Raw genomic sequence first — 21269 nt, forward strand, 5'->3', positions numbered from 1 at the left:
GAGATGAAGGAAGAAGCGACCCAGATGATCCTGCAAGGGACTCAGCTGGAGATCGAATACGCGCGCGACACCATGCCGCGCGGCGTGCTGGGCATGAACGCGGCGATGATGGAGGATTACCTCAAGTTCATCGCCAACCGTCGTCTGTCGCAGATTGGCTTGAAGGAAGAGTATCCAGGCACCACCAACCCGTTCCCGTGGATGAGCGAGATCATGGACTTGAAGAAAGAGAAAAACTTCTTCGAAACCCGTGTAATCGAGTACCAGACTGGCGGCGCGCTGAGCTGGGATTGATTCCTGAGTCCATAAACCCCATTAAGCCCTGACACGTTCAGGGCTTTTTTATGCCCGGTGAATGGCCACTTCTTGAAGCACATCAAGCTGACCACCTCGTCCAGAAGGGTTCGGATCGCATCACCAATGCTGTAGCCTTGTGCCCCAATTGCCATCAGCGTTGTCACCGGTCGAGTGACCGGGAGGCTTTCACCGAGAGGCTTTACGCCAAGGTCGGAAGATTGGCACGGGAGTAAACTCCCGCTGTCACACCTGATGAACACTCAAAAAATACCAGATAGGACCGAGGCCAACCCGTGAACCCAGACATGCTCGAAGCCGGCCCCGCTGATGCCAAAGTACTTTCCGTCTTTGACTTCGACGGCACCCTGACCCACCACGACAGTTTCGTGCCCTTCCTCAAGTTTGCCTTTGGCCCCGGTGAGTTCTATGGCCGGATGGTCAAGCTGGCGGTGCCGGGGCTGCGCTTTTTGGTGCGGCAGATCAGCCGGGATGAGTTGAAGGCGCAGTTGATCCGCACCTTTATGACTGGGGTGCAGAAGACGTGGGTGCAGCAGAAGGCCGAGGAGTATTGCCAGCGCAATTGGGCGCGGTTGATGCGGCCCGCTGGGGTGTTGTCGGTGGAGCAGGAGTTGGGCTCCGGTGCGGAGGTCACGCTGTGTTCGGCGTCGCCGGCGTTGGTGTTGCAGCCGTTTGCGAATCGGCTCGGAATCAAGTTGATTGGGACTGAGCTGGAGGTGGTCGACGGGGTGTTGACCGGTAAGCTCACCGGGAACAACTGCCGTTGTGAAAACAAGGTGCTGCGACTTGAAGCGGTGTATGGGGATTTGGGCGAGTATCGGTTGCGGGCCTGGGGCGATACGCGTGGGGATCGGGAGTTGCTGGCGGCGGCGCAGGATGCGCATTTTCGGCATTTTCATGCGAAGAAGAAGCGGGCTCGATTGCAGCGGTGATGCGGGTGGGTGGGCTCGATAGGTAGCCCGATGTGATCCCTTCGCAGCCTCGCTGAAGCTCGACAGCTCCCACATTTGATCTTCGCCGAGCCCAGATCCGTGTTTGGCAGAAGGTCTATGCAGTGGTTTTGAGGTCTATGCCCAGGGCTGTGACGAAGGCTTTTACCATCGGGCTGCGCGGGGCGTTGTGGCGCAGGATGAGGTTGAAGGCCGTGCTCAGGTGAACTTGCTCCGGGCACAGTGCGCGCAGGCGCCCTTCTCTTACCAAGGGTGTGGCGTAGTGTTCGGGCAAGAAGCCGAGGAAACGGCCAGTAAGGATCAGGATCGCGACGGCTTCGACTTGTGAGGCCGAGGCGGACTGGCTGTCATAGTTGACGAAGTTGGCCTTGTCGCGATGGATCGCATACCGATGGTTCACCCCTTCGTATTGGCGCAAGACCTCGGGCGTGATGTCGTTTGCGTCGAAGAGTGGGTGTCCTACGGCACAGTAGGCGTGGGCTTTTTCTTCGTACAGAGGGAAATAATCGAATTCTTCGCGGCGCTGGTACACCGGCACGATGCCTACGATCAGCCGCCCTTCGACCACGCCACGCTCAACTTCATCCAATTGTGAGGCGTGTAGCCGTAATCTGATTTTCGGCGATTTGCTATGTAACTTCCCCAACGCGGCAATTAGCGGGGAATTAACATCGGACACGGTATTATCAATAACGCCCACACTAAGGTCGCCAATAAGCTCGTTTTGCGCCGAACTAAGCTTGTCGCGAAAACTGTCCACCGAGGTAAATAGCTCGATGGATGCCTGATACACCAACTTGCCTTCTTCCGTCAGCCCGAACCCTTCCCGCCCCCGTGTACACAGGCGCATGCCGATGCGAATCTCGAGGTCGGAGATCTGTTTGCTGATCGCCGCCAGGCCCACGTTCAGCTCGTTTTGCGCGGCGCTGAAGCCGCCGGCTTCGACCACGGCCATGAACACGCGCAGCAATTTGAAGTCCAGCCCGCTCAACTGCAGGGGCGGTCTTGTGCCGGGTTTTGGCGGCAGGTTTCCAGAAGTGGAAAGTGGAGTTTCCATAATACGCGTTGACCTCAAGTGCCATATTCAACAGGCTTCAACCCAGTCCTTGAACATAGCCAGGCGGCGATAATGAACATAAACATCCGCCCTTGGCAACCTTGAATACGGCGCGTCAGACGCTGATTCAGTCTAGTTGAAACCTTATTTTTACTGCCTCCGACTCTTCTAAAAACAAGCGTGAGGAATATCCATGTCCCAGCCCACCGACCGCCTTTGGGGCGCTCGTTTCAAGACCGGCCCGTCTGCTGCATTGGCTGCGTTGTCGCGTTGCCCCGAGCGCTATTTCCGCCTGACGCCCTACGACCTGGCCGGCTCCCGTGCCCATGCCCGTGAGTTGCAGCGCGCCGGGTTGCTGGATGAGTCGGAAACCTTACGCACCCTGGCCGCGCTGGACGAGATCGGTGCGGATTTCGCCACCGGCAACCTGCATCCGACCCTGGATGACGAGGACGTACACACCTTCATCGAGCGCGTATTGACCGAGCGCCTTGGCGCCTTGGGCGGTAAGTTGCGCGCCGGGCGTTCTCGCAACGATCAGACAGCTAATGACCTGCGGCTTTTCCTACGTGACCATGCGCGCACCATCACCACTGAGGTGCTGGGTTTGCAGCAAGCGTTGGTGGAGCAGGCTGAGCAGCATATCGAGAGTATCTGCCCCGGCTTTACCCATTTGCAGCAGGCGCAGCCGATTGTGTTCGCCCACCACTTGCTGGCTCACGCGCAGTCGATGTTGAGGGATGTGCAACGTCTGGTGGATTGGGATGCGCGTACGGCGCTGTCGCCACTGGGCGCAGCGGCAATGGCGGGTTCGGCGATTGCGCGCCAGCCGGAGCATTCGGCCAAGGAAATGGGCTACACCGGGCCGTGCGAAAACTCCATCGACGCCGTCGCCAGCCGTGACCATGTGGCGGAGTTTCTGTTTGTGGCGGGCATGCTCGGGGTGAATATTTCGCGCCTGTCCGAAGAGTTTTGCCTATGGTCGTCACGGCAGTTTCGTTGGGTGGTGTTGGATGATGCCTACGCCACTGGCAGTTCGATCATGCCGCAGAAAAAGAACCCGGACATTGCCGAACTGGCACGGGGCAAGGCTGGGCGGTTGATCGGCAACCTGACGGGGTTGATGTCGACGCTCAAGTCGTTGCCGCTGTCGTACAACCGTGATTTGAGTGAAGACAAGCACAGTGTGTTGGACAGTGTGGATACCTTATTGCTTGTGTTACCGGCGATGGCGGGAATGGTTGCGACCATGAAGGTACAGGTGGAAGAGCTGCGGCGTCAGGCGCCGATGGGCTTTACCTTGGCGACAGAGGTGGCGGATTGGTTGGCGACCCGTGGTGTGCCGTTCAAAGAGGCCCATGAGATTACCGGCGCGTTGGTGCAGGCGTGTGAGAAGCATGAGATTGAACTGTGGGAAGCCTCGCCGGCGATGTTGGCAGAGGTGGATGCACGACTCACCCCCGAAGTGCGCGACTGCTTGACCCTGGAAGCGGCGATTGCGGCGCGCAGTGGTTGGGGGGGCACGGCGCCGGAGCGAGTTCGCGAGCAAATTGAGCGGTTGAAAGTGGCGTTGGCGACCCAACAGCAATGGGCCGACAGCTACACCGGTTTTCGAATTTAACCCACACCTATAGGAGCCCGGCTTGCCGGCGATAGCGTCCACAAGATCGCCATCGCAGGCAAGCCAGCTCCCACATTGAATCGGGTTTCAACAGTTGCACCGAGTACAGCGGTAATCGCTTTTTTGGAGAATCACCATGAACCAAACCCCGGCAGAGCGCTTGGAAGCCGAGCGCAAGTTGTCCGAGAACCAGTTCGATATCACGCAGTACGAACACGTGCCGCGTCGTTATTACGGGCGGATGTTTTTTGCCACGCTGATCGTGATCGTGTTGGCCGCGCTGTTGCGCGCATTCGCCAATGGCCAGATCGAATGGTCCTACATCGGTCAGTTCCTCACGTCTGAGGCCATCCTCTGGGGTCTGGTGAACACCATTGTCATGTCGATTTTGGCGATGGCACTGGGTGTGGTGATCGGGGTGATCACGGCGATCATGCGCATGTCGGCCAACCCGATCCTGCGTTATGTGGCAATCACCTACACCTGGCTGTTCCGAGGCACACCGCTGATCCTGCAGCTGCTGCTGTGGTTCAACCTGGCGTTGATTTTCCCGGTGATCGCGATTCCCGGCCTGTTCAGCATCGACACCGTCGACCTGATGACGCCATTCGTGGCCGCCCTGCTCGGTTTGAGTATCAACCAGGGCGCCTACACCGCCGAGGTGGTGCGCGCCGGCTTGCTGTCGGTGGACACCGGCCAGTACGAAGCCGCCAAGTCCATCGGCATGCCGAGCCTTCAGGCGCTGCGTAGGATCATTCTTCCGCAGGCGATGCGAGTAATTATCCCGCCTGTAGGCAACGAGTTCATCAGCATGGTGAAAATGACCAGCCTGGCCAGCGTGATCCAGTACTCGGAGCTGCTGCACAACGCGCAAAACATCTACTACGCCAACGCGCGGGTCATGGAGCTGCTGATCGTGGCCGGCATCTGGTACCTGGCGGTGGTGACTGTTCTTTCATTTGGTCAAAGCCGCCTCGAGCGTCGTTTTGCCCGCGGCGCCGGCAAGCGTTCGTAAGTCTGGGTTGAGGAGATTTGCCCCATGAGAAGCATCGTCAAGGCCGTCAACCTGAACAAGTATTACGACCAGTATCACGCGCTGCGCGACATCAATATCGAGGTCGAGCAAGGCGAAGTCATGTGCATCATCGGCCCGTCGGGGTCTGGTAAAAGCACCCTGCTGCGTTGCGTCAACCAACTGGAAAAAATCGACAAGGGCGGCCTGTGGGTCGACGGCGAACTGGTGGGTTACCGCGTCGTCGGCAACAAGCTGCATGAGATGAATGAATCGCAGATCGCCCGCCAGCGCCTGGCGACCGGCATGGTGTTCCAGCGCTTCAATTTGTTCCCGCACATGACCGTGTTGCAGAACATCATCGAAGGCCCGTGCCAGGTGCTCAAGCGCTCGCCCAAGGAAGCTATCGAAGATGCGTTGGAACTGCTGGCCCGCGTAGGCCTGGCGGACAAGCGCAATGCTTACCCTGTGGAATTGTCCGGCGGCCAGCAACAGCGGGTAGCGATTGCCCGTGCGTTGGCGATGCGACCCAAATTGATGCTGTTTGACGAACCCACGTCAGCCCTCGACCCGGAGCTGGTAGGCGAAGTGCTGTCGGTGATGCGTGATTTGGCCACCACCGGCATGACCATGATCGTGGTCACCCATGAATTGGGCTTTGCCCGCGAAGTCTCAAACCGCATGGTGTTCATGGATGCCGGCCAGATTGTGGAAGCCGGCAGCCCCGAAGAAATTCTAATAAGCCCACAAAACCCGCGTACCCAAAGCTTTATTTCTGCCGTTCGCACTTAACTAAAAAACAAACGAGAACGCCCCCATGAAAAAATTGTTTATCCCAACGTTGCTCGCAGGCCTGATGGCCTCCTCCGCTGTTTTCGCGGCATTGCCGGCGGCAATCAAGGACAAGGGCGAGATCAGCGCGGCCATCGTGCCGAACTATCCGCCGATGGATTTCAAGGACCCGGCCACCAACAAGATCACCGGCCTGGACTTTGACCTGGGCAACGCCCTGGCCGAGCGCCTGGGCGTAAAGATCAAATGGCAGGAAACCGGCTTCGAGCAGATGCTCAGCGGCCTGACCACCAAGCGTGTGGACATCGTGCTGTCGGGCATGACCGACACCGCCGAACGCCAGAAGTCCGTGACCTTCATCGACTACTTCACCAGCGGCCCGCAGCTGTACACGATGGCCAAGCGTGAAGACCTCAAGGAGTTGACTGACCTGTGCGGTAAAAAAGTCGGCACCAGCCGCCGTACCACCTGGCCGTCGGAAATTGCCGCATGGAGCAAGGAAAACTGCGAAGCGGCGGGTAAGCCGGCGATTGTGGTGATTGGGACTGAAGGCTCGGCGGATGCGCGGGCGCAGTTGCAGCAGAATCGCCTGGATGCCGCGATGCAGGGCAGCGAGACCATTCCCTACTTGATGTCGCTGGACAAGGGCAAGTACAAGCCGGTGGGCCTGGCGATTTCCAAGCAATTCACGGGGCTTGGGATTGAGAAGAGCAACACGGAACTGGTCACGGCGATCAGTGAAGCGTTGCAGGGCATGATTGATGACGGCACCTACGGCAAGATCCTGAAAAAGTGGGACCTGGAGCAAGGCGCCGTCGAGAAGATCACCATCAACTCCGGCCAGTAAGTCGATCCAAGTGTGGGAGCTGGCTTGCCTGCGATGGCGGCAGGTCAGCTTGCATCATCATTGCCTGAACCACCGCTATCGCAGGCAAGCCAGCTCCCACATTTGATGTGTATTGTCTTGAGAAAATAACAAGGACACTTGCCCCCACCGTGGCCACCTACTCCCTGGTAATCCGCCGCCTGATGATCTGCTCGGTGACCATCGTGGTCAGCCGCGCCATGACCAGCCCGTTGCTGGCCCTGTTGCTGAGTACCCGTCTGGGCCTGAACCAGCAGGACATCGGCCTGCTGATGGGCATTGCCGTCTTTATCGCGACCTTGCTGGGCCTGTACGGCGGCTACATCATCGACCGCCTGGAAAAGCGCAAGCTGCTGATCCTGGCCATGCTCTCCAGCTCCATCGGTTTTCTGTTGCTGACTTTTGCCAGCAACCTCTACCTCACTACCCTGACCCTGGTCATCACCGAAGCGGCGTCGGCGCTGTTCCTGATTGGCTCAAAAGCCATCATCAGCGAGAACCTGCCGGTGGGTGACCGTGCCAAGGTGTTTTCCCTGCGCTACACCCTGACCAACGTCGGCTACGCCACAGGCCCGATGGTCGGCGTGGTGATCGCCGGCCACATGCAACTGGCACCGTTCCTGATTGCCAGTGCGATCGCCTTTGGCAGCCTGTTCCTGATGATCGGCATCCCGCCCACCCAACGGGATGACAGCAACAAGCCCTTGAGTTTTCTCACCACCCTGCGCACGTTGCGCAGCGACCGCACACTCATCCTGTTCACCAGCGGCAGCTTGCTGAGCACCATTGTCCATGGGCGCTACACCCTGTATCTGTCGCAGTTCTTGCTGGTGGCCTACAAGCCCGCCGAGGCGCTGAAGATTCTGTCTGCGGTGCTGGCGTGCAATGCCATCACCGTAATTCTGATGCAGTACCAGATCGGCCGTTTTCTCAAGCGTGAACAACTGCGCTACTGGATCGTGCTCGGCACGCTGCTGTTCATTGCCGGGTTGATCGGTTTCAGCCTCGCGGACAGCCTGCTCACCTGGTGCCTGGCGATGTTCGTATTCACCCTCGGCGAGATGATCATCTACCCCTCCGAGTTCCTGTTTATCGACACCATCGCGCCGGATGCACTGCGCGGCAGTTACTACGGCGCGCAGAACCTGGCCGCGTTTGGAGGGGCGATGAGCCCGGTGATTTGCGGCTATCTGCTGATCAATGCGGCGCCGGCCAGCATGTTCTATGCATTGGGGGCGCTGACTGCGGTCGGTGGAACGCTGTGCTTCTTGAGCGGGCGACGGGTTGCAGGTTCTTGCTGATATTTACGCAAGATCCCGCTATTAATAGCGAAACCTCTCACGGACCCGAGCCCGATGAAATTCGACACGGCCTACAGCCTGAGTCTCGATGACAAGTTGTCGATCTACGACGTACGAGACCTGAATTTCGACGAAACAACCGACTTTGACTCAGACAAGGACAGCTTCCTCTGCCCTAATGATGAATGTCGTGCGGCGTTTGATACCAGCAACGCACTGAGCACCTTCAACGCCAAAAACGTCAATTACCTGCGTACGCCGCATTTCAAGAACAAGACCAGCACCCGGCATATAGAGGGTTGTCGTTACACCAGTCGCCATAAAACCGCGACAGATGAAAATGACGACGAGCGTGAGGACAATTTCCCATCGGAGTTTGTCCTCACCCGTCGTCAGTACGAACGCAAGACACCAGTTGTGATTACAGAGGGAAGCGTCCCACACGATCCACTGAAAGTGCCTTCAAACCGAGGCTCTGTATCCCATAGTCCCAATGACAGCACTCCAGACAAAACCAGCGTGTTCGCCCACCCGGTGGAATGTTTCGTGTCCAACATCGACGACAAGGACAAGCTCAAGTCCATGCCGTTGAAGATCGGTGACCACACCGCGAGCTACTGGACGTTTTTCAAGAAGATCGAATACCTGCAAGACAACAAGGGCCTGATCTACTGGGGCAAGATCAAGGCGATCAAGGACTACACCAGTAGCTTTCGCATCGACTTCGAAAAGAAAGTGTGGCTCGACAAGAAGCCCTACTCGGTCAACGTCTACCTGAGCAAAAAGCTGATAGAGAACTATCGCAAGCGCAAAGCGTTTTTAGAGCAGATCAAGGCAGCAGTAGACAGTGAGCGAGCGTTGTACTGCTTCTTCTACGGGGTGACGCCGCAGTTGCAACAGGTGCCGAGTAAAAAGAATCCCGAGCAGACGTTTGGGGTATTCAGCGCGAACATCGAGAACCTCGACCACCTGATCATTCGGGAGGCGCCAGGGGTGGAATAGTGGATGTTCGAGAATCCAGTTGATGAGCGGTCAAAACAACTGTACAAAAACACAGTATAGTTTGTCCTCCCCCGTCGAACCTGGAGAAAACCCATGTCCTCTCTGGCAATGAGCTCTTTCGTAGAACAGCAGATCGTCCTGCATCAATTCACCGCCAAGCACAGCGTGCAGGCCCGCGCGATCTTGGGCTGGAGCCGGGAAGACCTGGCTCACCAGGCCGGAGTGGCGGTTGAGGCGGTTCAACAGTTTGAAAACCAATATGACGTGGGTGATGAAACCCGGCTGGCCCTGGCGTTTCGGTTGGAGGCTGAAGGGTTGGTGTTCTTCCCAGGGTTTGCGCCGGGGTGGGGGATGAGTGTGCGCCGGTTCGACACCGAAGAACCGGCGCCTGTGGGGCAAGGCATCCTCTCTCGCTTGATAGGGGCAACGTCGGCACCACTTGAACCTAGTGGTACATAGAGCTTCAAGCCTGCAGTTGCAGCGCCCGACGCATCATTTGCGGCGGTTGGCCAAAGGCCCTTAGGAAAGCGCGGCGCATGCGCTCCGGGTCGCCGAAGCCGGTCTCGCTGGCGATGATATCGATGGAATGATCGCCAGACTCAAGCAACAGGCGGGCTGCCTCGATGCGCAACCGCTCGATAGCCTTGGCGGGTGACTGGCCGGTTTCGGCACGGAACAATCGGCTGAATTGGCGTGGGCTCAAGTGGGCGACTTCAGCCAACTGCTCTACTGAGAGATCGGCCTGCAAGTGTTGTCGGGCGTAGACCAGGGCGGTTTGCACGCGGTCGGATTTGGGGGCGATTTCCAACAGTGCGGAGAATTGCGACTGGCCACCTGCGCGGCGATGGTAGACCACCAATTTACGCGCCACTGCGCGTGCAACCTCAACACCCAGGTCATGCTCGACCAGTGCCAGGGCCAGGTCGAGGGCGGCGGTCAGGCCGGCGGAGGTCCAGAGCGGACCATCGACGGTGAAGATCCGATCTTCCTCCAGCCGTACATTCGGGTAGGCCTGGCGAAACGTGTGTGCGTGGTACCAATGGGTCGTCGCTTTGCGGCCCTCCAGCAACCCAGCGGCGGCCAGATAAAAGGAGCCGGTGCAGGCCGATGTCACGCGACGCGAGGTAAACATGGCTTGCTGCAAGTAGGTCAGCATCCCGGGCGTGGCTTTCAGCAATTCGTTGTCTCCCACCACCAGCAATGTGTCGTAGTGCTGTTGGCCGAAGGGCACGGTATCGATGGCGAAGCCCATGGAGCTTTTGATTGGCCCACCGTGTTCCGACAACAGGTCCACGCGATAGAACGGCTGGTCCAACTCAAAGTTGGCAAATTCGAACACGGTACTGGTGCCCAGGCTGAGCATCTGGAACCCGGGAAACAGCAGAATACCGATTGATACCATGGCGAGAGCTCACGTCCCAAAAGGAGGGATATACGACATTGCAGCCAATACATTACACCCATAATCTTGGCTCCAACAAGGCCGCCCTTCCCCGGCCCTTCTGGAGCAACTGCAATGACTCAATCCAAAGGTTTCGCCCTGATCACTGGCGCTTCGTCCGGGATTGGCGCTGTGTATGCCGACCGCCTGGCTCGCCAGGGTTACGACCTGATTCTGGTGGCGCGCAACCAGCAACGACTGGACCAACTCGCGGCCCGACTGAAAGCCGAGACCCAACGGGACATCCAGACAGTGGCGGCCGACCTCAACTTGCCTGCCGACCTGGCGCGCATTGAACAGATTCTGCTTGAAGATAGCCGCATCAGCCTGATGGTGAACAACGCCGGCGTCGGTGCAACGGCGCCACTGCTGGCCTCGGACGCGGACAAGATGGACGCCATGATCCTGCTCAATGTCCTCGCGCTCACTCGCCTGGCAAAAGCTGCCGCGACCAATTTCGTTGCCCAGGGTCGTGGCACCCTGATCAACATCGGCTCAATCGTCGCGGTCGCGCCTAAGTTGTTGAATGGTGTGTACAGCGGCACCAAGGCCTTTGTGCAGGCGTTCAGTGAATCCCTCGACCATGAACTGAGCGACAAAGGTGTCAGTGTTCAAGTGGTGCTGCCCGGCGCCACCGCCACCGAGTTCTGGGATATCGCGGGACTACCAGTGAACAACCTCCCCGACACCATCGTCATGACCACGGAAAATCTGGTGGATGCCGCGCTGGCAGGCCTTGCCCAGGGTGAGAAGGTGACAATCCCCTCATTGCCCGACCGCCTGGACTGGGACGCCTATGAAACAGCACGCCTGGCCCTGGGCCCCAACCTGTCACATCGCTCCCCAGCGGCACGTTACGGCGTCAAAGTTCCGGTTTAACCGCTACCTGAGCTGCCTGCTCATACCCATGGGCCACTGCCAGCAAGGTAGGTTCGGCCCATTGGGTACCAAAGAAGTGGGCACTGGTGGGTAGGCCATCCTCATCGACGCCAGACTGTACGGCAATTCCCGGATAGCCGGCCGCTGCGACACCGAAGTAACTGTTGGTGTCGAAATCCGACACCATCGCGTCCAGGTTTTCTGCCTTGATCGGGTCATCGATCGTGTTTCTGAAATCCTGAATGAGCGCATCCCAAAGTGGCTTGCGTTCCTCTGGTGTCAGGGTTGTGGCGCTGATTTCCTTGAGCACTGGCTGATGATCCGTCTCACTGCCGTCACGTAAATCGTTGAACCGGATCAGTTCAGTCAGCGACTTGACCGGCAACCCCGAGCGCTTGCCCAGGTAGGTGTTCAGTTCTTCCTTCACATCCGAGAGCAACAGTTCGTCGTAGCGTGAGGCATCGGCCAGGCGCAGGTTGACCGGCACCAACACCGCGCCTTGCTCGCGAAGCACGTCCAGTGTCCGATTGAACTGCGGGCTGTTCTCCACTGACAGGGTTTCGCCATCTTTGGAGAACGTGGCAGGGTAGCCGATACGCTTGCCTTTCAAGGCCCCTGGTACCAGCAACTGCGTGTAATCGATACCTTGGGGCGCTCCTACGCTTGCCGGGTCCTTAGGATCACTGCCTGACATGGCATTGAGCATCAACGCAGCATCAAACACCGAACGCGTCATCGGGCCCGGTGTGTCCTGGTGATGGCTCGCCGGAATAATCCCGTTACGGTCCAGCAGCCCGACAGTAGGCTTGAACCCGACAATACCGTTGCGTGCTGCCGGCACAATGATCGAACCATTGGTTTCTGCACCCACCGCCAAAGGCGCGAAGCCAGCAGCAACCGCTGCGGCGGAACCGGAACTGGAACCTCCCACGTCGGCATCCGCTTGATGAGGGTTACGGGTTTGCCCGCCTCGACTGCTCCAGCCATCGGCCCCCCCACGGAACCCAGCCATTTCAGTCATATTGGTTTTACCGAGGATCACTGCGCCCTGCTTGATCAGGTAGTCCACCAACGGGGCGTTCTTACCGGCCGTTGCACCGACCAACCCAAACGCACCTGCACTGGTTTGCATACCTTCGGTTTCGATCGTGTCCTTGAGCAAGATGGGAATGCCATGCAGCGGCCCGCGCACGTTGCCGCTGGCCCGCTCACGGTCCAGTTCACGTGCGGTTTCAAGCGCATTTGGGTTGAGTTCAATAACAGCGTTCAGTTGCGGATCCAGCCTGCGAATCCGCTCCTGCAGATGAGTGACCAGATCGGCCGAAGTAAGCCCGCCCGGGAGGGCCATTTGCCTGCTTAGCTCGTTGACACTGAGGTACTCAGTACCGGCGGGCAAGGGTTTTGAAGCAACGGGTGAGTAGCCTCCAGCGAAGGACTGTACGACTTGCAGGGCCATGGAGCCCATGCCATATGCGATTCCTACAGATGCGATGCCCAACATAAGACCTCTTGAAGAGTAAGAAATGAAGAAGGACCAACGTTGATCCGTGGCCAGTCTAAAAACTCCACTCCTCATTGGCTGCGCGACGCGGGTGACTCACCGTGTGGGATAGTTCAGCGCTACGGGTGGCTCGTCCTGCCGTTCCATCAGTCGGCGTCCGTTTTGATACCCCAGCACCAAAACCGGCAACCAATCCTTCGCCCATCGCGCACCGTAGAACCACAGCGTCGCGCCATCCTCGAGCGGTGTGCCAAACCCTGGGTAGCCACTCCAGCACGCGCTGTGGAAGGCGCTGTTGCGGCTGTCGGATACCAGGGCATCCAGTCGGAATGCACGCACCAGCTCATCGATTTCGTTGCGGGTGTGAAGGGTGTGATTGGCCCGGTGGGCAGCCACCGGTATCAGCTCAGCTCCGGATCGACGCAATATGTCAAGGCTCTCAGGAAGGATGAGTTGTGCTTGATCCGCCCATGTTCGTGGTCATCTACAAACCGCTCGGCAAACCCCACGCGCCTGCCGCCCAGCGCGTGATCCGCCGTGAAAGCCGTGTTGTTTTCTACTAGGGGGACTTCAACCATCACCGGCCCGGAAGGATCGACTCCACTCAACGCAATCAATGAAAGCGATGGGTCCCGCAAGGGTTTCAGGGGAAGACTCGGAGCGTCATATCCTGGAACGGGGACGCTTCGCCCAGGGTTTTCACGAGCCAGGGGCTCGACGCCGAAATCGATCCCTTTAGGGCTCGCATGATTGTTGGCTATAGTCGCCAGGCCTGAACATTCAGCGAGAACAGGAACAGGTTGGCCCGTCGGGCAAGTCATACCTGCATGCCAATATTTCTGACATTTACCGTCCATAAAATCCGCCCCCGAGAAATGACTTTCCGGGGATCATCGCACCCTTGGCTGGCGTCTGTCGCAGCTCTGAAACAGCTTGAAAACTCCTTTTTCCGACGCCGCTTACTTCAGTTGGCGAGGCGCTCCTCTGCACCTTGGGTTTCTACCTCCAGCCACCACGCATACCCTCGGTCAGGCTGGTGCAAGCTGAACGCCTGCCCCATCTGCGGTGTGGTGATAAACACGTTACGCTCCCAGGCCAGGGCCATAATGCGGTCGAACGGTTCATGCCAGGCATGGAACGCCAAGTCGAAGGTGCCGTTGTGAATCGGCAGCAACCAGCGGCCTTTGAGGTCGATATGCGCTTGTAGGGTTTGCTCAGGTTGCATGTGCACGTGCGGCCAATCGACGTTGTAAGCACCTGTTTCCATCAGCGTCAGGTCAAACGGGCCGTACTGTTCACCGATACGTTTAAAACCGTCGAAGTAACCGGTATCGCCGCTGAAAAAAATCCGTCGAGCACCATCAATCACCACCCAGGAACACCACAAGGTCTGGTTGGCATCAAACAGGCCCCGCCCGGAAAAATGCTGCGCTGGTGTGGCGACAAACCGGATGCCATCCACTTCGGTGCCCTGCCACCAATCCAGTTGCCGCACTTTGCTGGCGTCCACGCCCCATTTCACCAGGATATCCCCGACGCCCAGAGGCGCGAGAAAGTAGCGGGTCTTATCGGCCAATTGGACGACAGCCTTGCGGTCCAGATGGTCGTAATGGTTGTGGGAAAGAATCACCGCTTCTAACGGCGGCAGCTCTTCAAGACTGATGGGCGGTTGGTGGAAACGCTTGGGGCCGGCCCAACTGAACGGCGATGCACGCTCGGCGAACACCGGGTCGGTCACCCAGAATTTGCCGCGCATTTTCAGTAAAACCGTGGAATGCCCGAGACGAAACACGCTGTGATCCGGCGCCGCTAGCAACTGCTCGCGGGTCAGCGGCTGCACCGGAATCTGTCCTACCGGCCGCGTGGTGCGCGGCTTGTTGAACAGCATGTTCCAGAAAATACGCAAGGTCTTGCCGAAGCCACCCTGCGGCACGGGTGCATCGTTGCTGAAGTGCCCTTGGTCTTGCTTGGGCGCTGCCGGCGAAGAATCAACACGGGACGAAATCGTGGCCATTTACAGGTGACTCCTACAGACCGCTCTTGAATTACACTGCACAGTGTAGTTTCAAGATTGCAACAAAATACACAGCAAGTAAACTACAGAGTGTAACTTTCCTTGACGAACCGAGCGCCCTCCATGACTGCCCCTCAACGCCTCACAGACCGTAAACGCGAAGCCATCGTGGCCGCGGCCATCGCTGAATTTCGCGAAAACGGTTTCGAGGTGACCAGCATGGACAAGATCGCCGCCACCGCCGGCGTTTCCAAGCGCACGGTGTACAACCACTTCCCCAGCAAAGAAGAGTTGTTCGCCGAAATTCTCCATCAACTCTGGGCCAGCAGCGTTGCGCAACTCGACGTCAGCTACGCCAGCGACCGCCCGCTGCGCGAACAATTGCGCGGCTTGCTGGAAGCGAAGATGAAGATGATGGCGGATGCCAATTTCCTCGACCTGGCCCGGGTCGCCATCGCCGCCACCATCCATTCGCCGGAGCGCGCGCAAGACATGGTCACCCGCCTGAGCAAGCGCGAAGAAGGATTTACCCAATGGGTACGCGCCGCCCAGGACGATGGCCGGCTCAATTGCAGTGACCCGGCATTTGCCGCCCACCAGATCCAGAGCCTGCTCAAGGCGTTTGCATTCTGGCCGCAGATTACCCTGGGCCAACCAGTCCTGGACGCCGCCTGTCAGGCCAGTGTCATCGAGTCGGCTATCGACCTGTTCCTGGCCGGCTACGAAGTCACGTCGCCCCGGCAGCCGTAAAAACCTGTTGTGTGAACGACATTCCAGGTCGCTTTTGACATATTCGCACGCTGTCCTGAGCAAATGGCTTGGAAGGACACTGATTATTCCCACGCGAATAACTGACAATATTCACAATTATTATCCGATCAACGGTTCAACCCGCTGACGCACCTTGCCGCACCTGCAGAAAAAAACGGCTCCAGGAATTTATGGAAAACAGACGAGGCAAAGGGCTTTCATTTGCCAGACGTATCTACAAGCCAAGGATTATCGGCTTGGGCATCGGCTGCATCAGTGTCACAGGCGCTCTTTATCCGCTCGCAATGCCGGGGTGGGTCTGGGCATTCCTGTTGTTCAACGGGTTCGCCTGGGCACATGTGGCCTACCAACTCTCAGCACGCTCGCAATTCCCCTACCAGGCCGAGCAACGCAACCTGCTGTACGACTCATTGTTCGGCGGGTTCTGGGCCGCCACCACGCAGTTCACACCACTGACAACCGTTACCATCCTTTCCATGATGACCATGAACAACGTGGCGGCGGGCGGCAAGCGGCTGTTCCTGCGTGGGCTACTGGCGCAAGTGGCCGGTATCGGGGTCGCCTGTGCGCTTTTCGGCATCAAATTCAACCCCAACGTCAGCCTCACCCAGGTCTACACCTGCCTGCCGATGCTGACGCTCTACCCCATGGCCATCGGCATGGTTTGCTATCAGTTGGCGATTAAGTTGTCGGAACACAAACGCGCACTCAGCGCCCTCAGCCGAACCGACAGCCTCACCGGTCTGCTGAACCACGGCTCATGGAAAGACTTGCTGCACCTTAAATTTCATAAGTGCCAACAGCAGCAAAGCCATGCCACCATCGCGTTGATCGATATCGATCACTTCAAGCAGATCAACGACACCCACGGCCACATCGTCGGCGACGCGGTCCTGCGTCAACTGAGCCTGGAGTTGCGACGCAACTTGCGTGAAAACGACCTGGCCGGGCGTTACGGTGGCGATGAATTCTGTGTGATTCTTCCGCAAGTTCCGCTGGAAGACGCGGCACAGATGATGGAACGCATGCGCGAGACCTTCAGCAATTACCGCAACCTGCAGATCCCTGAATTGCGCGTGAGCCTGAGCATCGGCCTGGCTGATTTCCAGCCCTTCTTTACCGACGCCGCCATGTGGCTGAATGCGGCGGATCGCGCGCTGTATGCCGCCAAGGACACCGGGCGTAATCGGGTCAACATCAGCGAAGCAGTGATCGCTCATTCCGCCTGAGGTTGTCCTACGACCCTCGTCTGAATCCTCGTGCCTGCACGCCAGGAGAAAGCATAATGCCACCACTTGTCGGCTACCCAAAAAAGGTCCTGCCCCTGAGGCGAACTTCTTGTCAGGCTGATCACTCTGAACCCGTTGTTCCACCCCCGCTGTCGGTACAAGGAAGCTGACAATGAGCAAGTCAACCGTATAGCGAATGCCTTACGGGGGCAGGCGCATACCCAAGGAAACCCAGAAGCTTGCTTGCCCGAGCCCCCGAACATGCTATTTAAAGCCCATAAAAAAACCATCAACGCCCTGCAACACACCGCCGCCCAACAGGCCAGCCTGCTGGATGCCATCGAGCGCTCCATGGCGGTAATCGAATTCGACCTGTCCGGCACTGTGCTGCGAGCCAATGCCAACTTCCTCCAGACCATGGGCTACCGCGCCGAGCAGATCGAGGGCCAGTCCCACCGTATGTTCTGCACCCCCGCATTCGCCCGCAGCGCCGAGTACAACCAGCTGTGGTCGAACCTGCGTAATGGCCAGTTCCAGTCCGGCACCTTTGAACGGGTGGCGGGCGATGGCCAGTCGGTTTGGCTGGAGGCCAGCTACAACCCGGTGCGTGACGAAGCAGGTCAAGTCATCAAAGTGGTGAAGTACGCAATGGACGTCACGCCGCGCCTGCAGGCCGAAAGCGAAGCCAATGCCAAACTGGCCGCCATCGGCCGCGCCATGGCAGTGATCGAGTTCAACCTCGACGGCACCATCATCACAGCCAACGCCAACTTCCTGCAGCGCATGGGTTACACCCTGGCGCAGATCCAGGGCCAGCATCACCGCATCTTCTGCAGCGCGGCCGTGGCCAGCAGCTCGACCTACAGCGACTTCTGGAAGCGCCTGAACCAGGGCGAAATGTTCAGCGGCCAGTTCGAACGGGTGGATAAGAACGGTCAGGCCGTGTGGCTCGAAGCGAACTACAACCCGGTATACGACGCCGGCGGACGCCTGTGCAAAGTGGTGAAGTTCGCCTCGGACGTGACCGCCATGGTGCAACAACATACCGCCGACGCCGCCAGCGCGGCCCAGGCGTACCACATCTCCCTGAACACCCGGGACATCGCCGAAAAAGGCGCCGAAGTGATCCAGCAAACCGCCAGTGGCATGCGCGACATTGCGGCGGACATCGACGGTTCCTCACAGCTGATCGCCAAGCTGGGCGAGCGCTCGCAGCAGATCACCGCCATCGTCAATACCATTCGTGGCATCGCCGACCAGACCAACCTGCTGGCCCTCAACGCCGCCATCGAGGCGGCGCGTGCCGGCGAGCAAGGTCGCGGGTTTGCCGTGGTGGCCGATGAAGTACGGCAATTGGCGGCCCGCACCAGCGGTTCAACGGCGGAAATTTCCAGCATGATCGCGATGATTCAGGAGGAGACCCGCCAGGCCATCCACAGTATGGACGGCACCCGCGACCGCGCCGCGCAAGGGGTCGACTTGGCAAACCGCGCCGGCACGGTAATCCTGCAGATCCGCGAAGGCACCAGTGAGGCCGTGCAGGCGGTGAGTGCATTCGCCAATGAGCGCGGTGGCAACTGACCCGATCTTCATACGGGCGCAGGGGGCTCGGTCTATAGTGCTTGCTTGTTTTCAAGCAAACGATCCGAGCCCGCCATGACCCCAGAAAAGATCGAAACCGCCGCCGTCGACCACCTGCGCTTCCATCGTCCCCATGCCCACTTGGCGCCAACCTTCGGCAATGACACCTTTGCCCTCAAGGCAGAAGCCTTCGCCCGTTTCTTCGGTACGCCCACCTTCCTCGGCGCGCAAACCGCCATCGTCGTGTTGTGGGTGGTGCTGAACATAACCGGCGTCACGCATTTCGACGTGTACCCGTTTATCCTGCTCAACCTGGCCTTCAGCCTGCAATCGGCCTATGCCGCGCCGCTGATCCTGCTGGCCCAGACACGTCAGGCCGCTCGCGACAAAGCGCAGTCAGACGCCGACGCCCAGCACCGCGAAGCGCTGGCGATTGCCAACGCCGAGCGCCAGGCCCAGGCCGCGCAGACCACCAAACAGTTGCTGGAGTTGCTGGAGCAGAACACCCGACTGACGGAAATGACCAAGCAACTGACAGAGCATATCGAAAGCCTGACCAGCGAAATGCACGAGCATTTTGTGCGAAAAACCTAAGGCAACCGCAGGTGTCGCCCCAGCTCGTCAAACAGTGTCACCACCGAGCGCAGCGCCCGACAATCGGGGCGCGTGAGCAACCATAACGCCGTGTCGTGCCCCGCCAATGCGGGGCCCAGTGGTTGCAGGCGGTCCCCGACTAGAAAGTCCGGCAACGCCGCCACCCCCAACCCTGCACGCACCAGTTCGGTCACCGACAACATGCTGTTGCAGCGATAGCTGGGACGCACGCCGGGCAGGTGCTCGCGGCGCCAGGCTACCGTGGGGTGGTCGGGCAGGAAGTCATCCGGGGCGATCCATGGCAGGTCTGCCAGCTCGCGGCCTTCGTGTTGTTGGGCAAAACCCGGACTGGCGCACACCCGATACGCCACATTGCCCAGGCGCCGGCCCACCAGATGCTCCGGCGGCGTGCGAGTCAGGCGCAGCGCGATATCCGCGTCGCGGCGGCTGAGGTTGGCGAAGTCATTCGACGTACTCAGTTCCAGGGTCAACGCCGGGTACTGCGGCATGAATTGCGCCAGGGCCGGCAACAGCAAGCCTTGCAGCACAGAATCGGTACAGGTCAGGCGCACCGTGCCGCTGATCACCTCACCACCTTGCTCCACACCAATGCGCGCGGCCTCCAGCGCTTGCTCGGCGCGTTCCGCCTGCTGCGCCAGGTTGCTCGCCAGGGTGGTGGGCAGGTAGCCGGCGCGGCTTTTTTCGAACAACGTCTGGCCCAGCGCCGCCTCCAGGCGCCGCACCGCGCGGAACACTGTGGACACGTCCACCCGCAACAACGCGGCCGCCCGTGCGAGTGTGCCGCCGCGCACCAGGGCGAGGATCAGCGATAAGTCGGGGTAGTCAATTGAATAGTGCGTGACTGCATTGAGCATGTGCTAAAACGCCAATATTGATTGCGTGAACGCCAATCTATAGTGCGCCTCAGGACACCACAAGCCATGGGATGTACACGATGAAAACCACGCCTCTGCACCTCGCCCTGATCGGCGATTACAACCCCGATGTCATCGCCCACCAGGCCATCCCCGTGGCGCTGCAACAGGCGGCCGAGACCCTCGGCCTGGGGGTTCACGTGCAGTGGCTCGACACCGATAACCTGCCCCAATCACTGCATGACTTCGACGGTTTCTGGTGCGTCCCCGCCAGCCCTTACCGCGACACTGACGGCGCAATGCGGGCGATCCGGTTTGCCCGCGAGCAACGCCGACCGTTCCTCGGCACGTGCGGCGGTTTTCAGCATGCCGTGCTGGAATACGCGCGCAATGTCCTGGGCTGGAAGGATGCCGAGCATGGCGAACTCGCGCCGCAGGCCAAGCGCGCCGTGATCGCACCACTGAGCTGTGCCCTGGTGGAGGCAACCGACAGCGTGCGCCTGGCGCCCTACACCCGGATCGCCGAGGCCTATGGCACCCTGGATGTGCAGGAAGGTTATCGCTGCCGTTATGGCGTGAACCCCGAGTTCCTCGATGCCTTGCTCGAAGGCGACCTGATCCCCAGCGGCCATGACTCGGCCGGCGACCTGCGCGCGGTGGAACTGCTCGACCACCCGTTCTTCGTCGCCACCCTCTTCCAACCCGAACGCGCCGCGCTGCAAGGTACTGCCCCGCCCTTGGCGATGGCCCTGCTCAAAGCTTGCCAGGCGGTGTCCGCATGATCGCCCGCACACCTTCGCCGCCCTACTATGCGGTGATCTTCAGCTCGTTGCGCACCGAAGGCGATCAAGGCTACGGCCAGGCGGCCAGCCGCATGCTGGAACTGGCGCGTGAACAACCGGGGTTCATCGGCGTGGAGTCCGCACGGGAAGACGGTCTGGGCATCACCGTGTCGTACTGGGAGAGTGAAGCGGCCATCCTGGCCTGGAAGCAGCAGGCCGAGCACCGGGCGGTGCGCGAACAGGGGCGCGCCACTTGGTACTCGGCCTTCCAGACCCGGGTATGCAAAGTCGAACGGGCCTACAGTTTTGAAGCGAGCTAGCTCACCAGACTGCGCAACGCGCTGATCTGCGCAATCTCCACCCGGCGCATATACACCCGCAACGGCTCGGTGATGTTGATGCGCTCGTCGATGTTCTGGTCCAGCAGCAACTGGATGCGCTCGCGGGACAGGGTCATGGTCTGCTCCGGGGCGGGCAGCCAGACGAATTCGGCGGTGGGAATGATGCCGTCATCGGCCACGTCCATGCCGAAGGAGTCTTCGCTGAAACGCACGATGTACTGGCCTGTCTTGCGGTTGAGGCCAACAAACCCGTGGAGTTGGTCGGCGGCCTGGCAGATAAGCTCGGAGGTGATGCGCATGGTAAACCTCACTGAAAAGTCCCACAGGGACTGGAAAGATGGTTTAC

Annotated in this window: 22 protein-coding genes and 3 pseudogenes; 18 read left to right on the forward strand and 7 right to left on the reverse strand. The window is 59.3% G+C overall.

The features are described from left to right. From EJ576_RS15130 to EJ576_RS15140, 3 genes and pseudogenes are all read left to right on the forward strand, one after another. The coding region (locus EJ576_RS15130; RefSeq protein ID WP_178083548.1) for a ribonucleotide-diphosphate reductase subunit beta at window positions 1-294 on the forward strand (294 nt) is incomplete at its 5' end. A gap of 65 nt (window positions 295-359) precedes the next feature. Then, window positions 360-530: pseudogene (locus EJ576_RS15135) on the forward strand (HNH endonuclease); the annotation flags it as partial. Between the two features lie 72 nt (window positions 531-602). Beyond that, a complete protein-coding gene (locus tag EJ576_RS15140) occupies window positions 603-1247 on the forward strand; it encodes an HAD-IB family hydrolase (protein ID WP_122728393.1) in 645 nt (214 codons plus the stop codon). Between the two features lie 115 nt (window positions 1248-1362). On the opposite strand, the gene EJ576_RS15145 is transcribed toward EJ576_RS15140, so the two are convergent. Next, the gene (locus tag EJ576_RS15145; RefSeq protein ID WP_126570639.1) at window positions 1363-2322 is read right to left on the reverse strand and encodes a LysR family transcriptional regulator; all 960 of its coding nucleotides are present in this window, start codon (window positions 2320-2322) and stop codon (window positions 1363-1365) included. Window positions 2323-2515: 193 nt separating this feature from the next. On the opposite strand from EJ576_RS15145, the gene argH reads away from it, so the two are divergent. From argH to EJ576_RS15180, 7 genes are all read left to right on the forward strand, one after another. After that, window positions 2516-3943 carry an argininosuccinate lyase gene (argH, locus tag EJ576_RS15150; protein WP_126570640.1) on the forward strand — a complete coding sequence of 476 codons (1428 nt, stop codon included), beginning with the start codon at window positions 2516-2518 and terminating at the stop codon, window positions 3941-3943. A gap of 136 nt (window positions 3944-4079) precedes the next feature. Continuing rightward, complete coding sequence (locus EJ576_RS15155; protein WP_016979819.1) at window positions 4080-4958, forward strand: amino acid ABC transporter permease; 879 nt, start codon at window positions 4080-4082, stop codon at window positions 4956-4958. Between the two features lie 24 nt (window positions 4959-4982). Next, a complete protein-coding gene (locus EJ576_RS15160) occupies window positions 4983-5747 on the forward strand; it encodes an amino acid ABC transporter ATP-binding protein (RefSeq protein ID WP_010208290.1) in 765 nt (254 codons plus the stop codon). Between the two features lie 25 nt (window positions 5748-5772). After that, complete coding sequence (locus tag EJ576_RS15165) at window positions 5773-6594, forward strand: ABC transporter substrate-binding protein (RefSeq protein ID WP_126570641.1); 822 nt, start codon at window positions 5773-5775, stop codon at window positions 6592-6594. A gap of 149 nt (window positions 6595-6743) precedes the next feature. Beyond that, window positions 6744-7913: an MFS transporter gene (locus EJ576_RS15170; RefSeq protein WP_028617629.1), complete on the forward strand. Its 1170-nt coding sequence runs from the start codon at window positions 6744-6746 to the stop codon at window positions 7911-7913. 54 nt (window positions 7914-7967) lie between these two features. Further along, window positions 7968-8915 carry a hypothetical protein gene (locus EJ576_RS15175; RefSeq protein WP_123474611.1) on the forward strand — a complete coding sequence of 316 codons (948 nt, stop codon included), beginning with the start codon at window positions 7968-7970 and terminating at the stop codon, window positions 8913-8915. A gap of 93 nt (window positions 8916-9008) precedes the next feature. Continuing rightward, window positions 9009-9374 (forward strand): helix-turn-helix transcriptional regulator, encoded by a 366-nt coding sequence (locus EJ576_RS15180; protein ID WP_122728404.1) that lies wholly within the window; start codon window positions 9009-9011, stop codon window positions 9372-9374. 4 nt (window positions 9375-9378) lie between these two features. Here the strand turns inward: EJ576_RS15180 and EJ576_RS15185 are convergent, their stop codons facing one another. Further along, the gene (locus EJ576_RS15185; protein WP_126570642.1) at window positions 9379-10317 is read right to left on the reverse strand and encodes a GlxA family transcriptional regulator; all 939 of its coding nucleotides are present in this window, start codon (window positions 10315-10317) and stop codon (window positions 9379-9381) included. Window positions 10318-10431: 114 nt separating this feature from the next. Between EJ576_RS15185 and EJ576_RS15190 the strand changes: the two genes are divergently transcribed. After that, window positions 10432-11235, forward strand: coding sequence for an SDR family oxidoreductase (locus tag EJ576_RS15190; RefSeq protein WP_126570643.1), 804 nt, complete (start codon window positions 10432-10434; stop codon window positions 11233-11235). Here EJ576_RS15190 and EJ576_RS15195 read toward each other — a convergent pair. The 3 genes from EJ576_RS15195 to EJ576_RS15205 all read right to left on the reverse strand — a co-directional run bounded on the left by EJ576_RS15195 (window position 11219) and on the right by EJ576_RS15205 (window position 14750). After that, on the reverse strand, window positions 11219-12583 hold the full coding sequence (locus EJ576_RS15195; protein ID WP_126570644.1) for an amidase family protein: 1365 nt from the start codon (window positions 12581-12583) through the stop codon (window positions 11219-11221). The genes EJ576_RS15190 and EJ576_RS15195 overlap by 17 nt on opposite strands. 249 nt (window positions 12584-12832) lie before the next feature. Continuing rightward, window positions 12833-13162, reverse strand: coding sequence for a hypothetical protein (locus EJ576_RS15200; protein ID WP_256656612.1), 330 nt, complete (start codon window positions 13160-13162; stop codon window positions 12833-12835). Between the two features lie 538 nt (window positions 13163-13700). Next, a complete protein-coding gene (locus tag EJ576_RS15205; RefSeq protein ID WP_126570645.1) occupies window positions 13701-14750 on the reverse strand; it encodes an MBL fold metallo-hydrolase in 1050 nt (349 codons plus the stop codon). Window positions 14751-14873: 123 nt separating this feature from the next. Between EJ576_RS15205 and EJ576_RS15210 the strand changes: the two genes are divergently transcribed. From EJ576_RS15210 to EJ576_RS15225, 5 genes and pseudogenes are all read left to right on the forward strand, one after another. Beyond that, on the forward strand, window positions 14874-15500 hold the full coding sequence (locus tag EJ576_RS15210; protein WP_122728418.1) for a TetR/AcrR family transcriptional regulator: 627 nt from the start codon (window positions 14874-14876) through the stop codon (window positions 15498-15500). Between the two features lie 191 nt (window positions 15501-15691). Then, entirely contained in the window at window positions 15692-16750 is a 1059-nt protein-coding gene (locus EJ576_RS15215) for a diguanylate cyclase (RefSeq protein ID WP_126570646.1), read from the forward strand. Between the two features lie 261 nt (window positions 16751-17011). After that, window positions 17012-17779 (forward strand): annotated as a pseudogene (locus tag EJ576_RS30245) (PAS domain-containing protein); the annotation flags it as partial. 117 nt (window positions 17780-17896) lie between these two features. Next, window positions 17897-18331 (forward strand): annotated as a pseudogene (locus tag EJ576_RS30250) (methyl-accepting chemotaxis protein); the annotation flags it as partial. 75 nt (window positions 18332-18406) lie between these two features. Next, the gene (locus EJ576_RS15225; protein ID WP_122728426.1) at window positions 18407-18925 is read left to right on the forward strand and encodes a DUF1003 domain-containing protein; all 519 of its coding nucleotides are present in this window, start codon (window positions 18407-18409) and stop codon (window positions 18923-18925) included. Here EJ576_RS15225 and EJ576_RS15230 read toward each other — a convergent pair. Then, the gene (locus tag EJ576_RS15230) at window positions 18922-19800 is read right to left on the reverse strand and encodes a LysR family transcriptional regulator (RefSeq protein ID WP_126570647.1); all 879 of its coding nucleotides are present in this window, start codon (window positions 19798-19800) and stop codon (window positions 18922-18924) included. The genes EJ576_RS15225 and EJ576_RS15230 overlap by 4 nt on opposite strands. An 80-nt stretch (window positions 19801-19880) precedes the next feature. On the opposite strand from EJ576_RS15230, the gene EJ576_RS15235 reads away from it, so the two are divergent. Both EJ576_RS15235 and EJ576_RS15240 read left to right on the forward strand, forming a co-directional pair. Then, window positions 19881-20582 (forward strand): CTP synthase, encoded by a 702-nt coding sequence (locus EJ576_RS15235; protein WP_178083549.1) that lies wholly within the window; start codon window positions 19881-19883, stop codon window positions 20580-20582. Next, the gene (locus EJ576_RS15240; protein WP_122728432.1) at window positions 20579-20902 is read left to right on the forward strand and encodes an antibiotic biosynthesis monooxygenase; all 324 of its coding nucleotides are present in this window, start codon (window positions 20579-20581) and stop codon (window positions 20900-20902) included. The genes EJ576_RS15235 and EJ576_RS15240 overlap by 4 nt, the downstream gene beginning before the upstream one ends. Here EJ576_RS15240 and EJ576_RS15245 read toward each other — a convergent pair. Further along, window positions 20899-21222 (reverse strand): DUF2025 family protein, encoded by a 324-nt coding sequence (locus tag EJ576_RS15245; protein WP_028617644.1) that lies wholly within the window; start codon window positions 21220-21222, stop codon window positions 20899-20901. The genes EJ576_RS15240 and EJ576_RS15245 overlap by 4 nt on opposite strands. Window positions 21223-21269: the final 47 nt, after the last annotated feature.

This window comes from Pseudomonas sp. C 49-2, assembly GCF_003970195.1.
Lineage (GTDB): Bacteria > Pseudomonadota > Gammaproteobacteria > Pseudomonadales > Pseudomonadaceae > Aquipseudomonas > Aquipseudomonas canadensis.

Bases quoted from the DNA above. Each gene is read 5' to 3' on its own strand.
- EJ576_RS15245 (WP_028617644.1), bottom strand. From the start codon at position 21,222: ATGCGCATCACCTCCGAGCTTATCTGCCAGGCCGCCGACCAACTCCAC.
- EJ576_RS15185 (WP_126570642.1), bottom strand. From the start codon at position 10,317: ATGGTATCAATCGGTATTCTGCTGTTTCCCGGGTTCCAGATGCTCAGC.
- EJ576_RS15180 (WP_122728404.1), top strand. From the start codon at position 9,009: ATGTCCTCTCTGGCAATGAGCTCTTTCGTAGAACAGCAGATCGTCCTG.
- EJ576_RS15160 (WP_010208290.1), top strand. From the start codon at position 4,983: ATGAGAAGCATCGTCAAGGCCGTCAACCTGAACAAGTATTACGACCAG.
- EJ576_RS15225 (WP_122728426.1), top strand. From the start codon at position 18,407: ATGACCCCAGAAAAGATCGAAACCGCCGCCGTCGACCACCTGCGCTTC.
- EJ576_RS15210 (WP_122728418.1), top strand. From the start codon at position 14,874: ATGACTGCCCCTCAACGCCTCACAGACCGTAAACGCGAAGCCATCGTG.
- EJ576_RS15155 (WP_016979819.1), top strand. From the start codon at position 4,080: ATGAACCAAACCCCGGCAGAGCGCTTGGAAGCCGAGCGCAAGTTGTCC.
- EJ576_RS15165 (WP_126570641.1), top strand. From the start codon at position 5,773: ATGAAAAAATTGTTTATCCCAACGTTGCTCGCAGGCCTGATGGCCTCC.
- EJ576_RS15235 (WP_178083549.1), top strand. From the start codon at position 19,881: ATGAAAACCACGCCTCTGCACCTCGCCCTGATCGGCGATTACAACCCC.
- EJ576_RS15145 (WP_126570639.1), bottom strand. From the start codon at position 2,322: ATGGAAACTCCACTTTCCACTTCTGGAAACCTGCCGCCAAAACCCGGC.
- EJ576_RS15195 (WP_126570644.1), bottom strand. From the start codon at position 12,583: ATGGCCCTCCCGGGCGGGCTTACTTCGGCCGATCTGGTCACTCATCTG.
- EJ576_RS15230 (WP_126570647.1), bottom strand. From the start codon at position 19,800: ATGCTCAATGCAGTCACGCACTATTCAATTGACTACCCCGACTTATCG.
- EJ576_RS15240 (WP_122728432.1), top strand. From the start codon at position 20,579: ATGATCGCCCGCACACCTTCGCCGCCCTACTATGCGGTGATCTTCAGC.
- argH (WP_126570640.1), top strand. From the start codon at position 2,516: ATGTCCCAGCCCACCGACCGCCTTTGGGGCGCTCGTTTCAAGACCGGC.
- EJ576_RS15215 (WP_126570646.1), top strand. From the start codon at position 15,692: ATGGAAAACAGACGAGGCAAAGGGCTTTCATTTGCCAGACGTATCTAC.
- EJ576_RS15190 (WP_126570643.1), top strand. From the start codon at position 10,432: ATGACTCAATCCAAAGGTTTCGCCCTGATCACTGGCGCTTCGTCCGGG.
- EJ576_RS15140 (WP_122728393.1), top strand. From the start codon at position 603: ATGCTCGAAGCCGGCCCCGCTGATGCCAAAGTACTTTCCGTCTTTGAC.
- EJ576_RS15205 (WP_126570645.1), bottom strand. From the start codon at position 14,750: ATGGCCACGATTTCGTCCCGTGTTGATTCTTCGCCGGCAGCGCCCAAG.
- EJ576_RS15175 (WP_123474611.1), top strand. From the start codon at position 7,968: ATGAAATTCGACACGGCCTACAGCCTGAGTCTCGATGACAAGTTGTCG.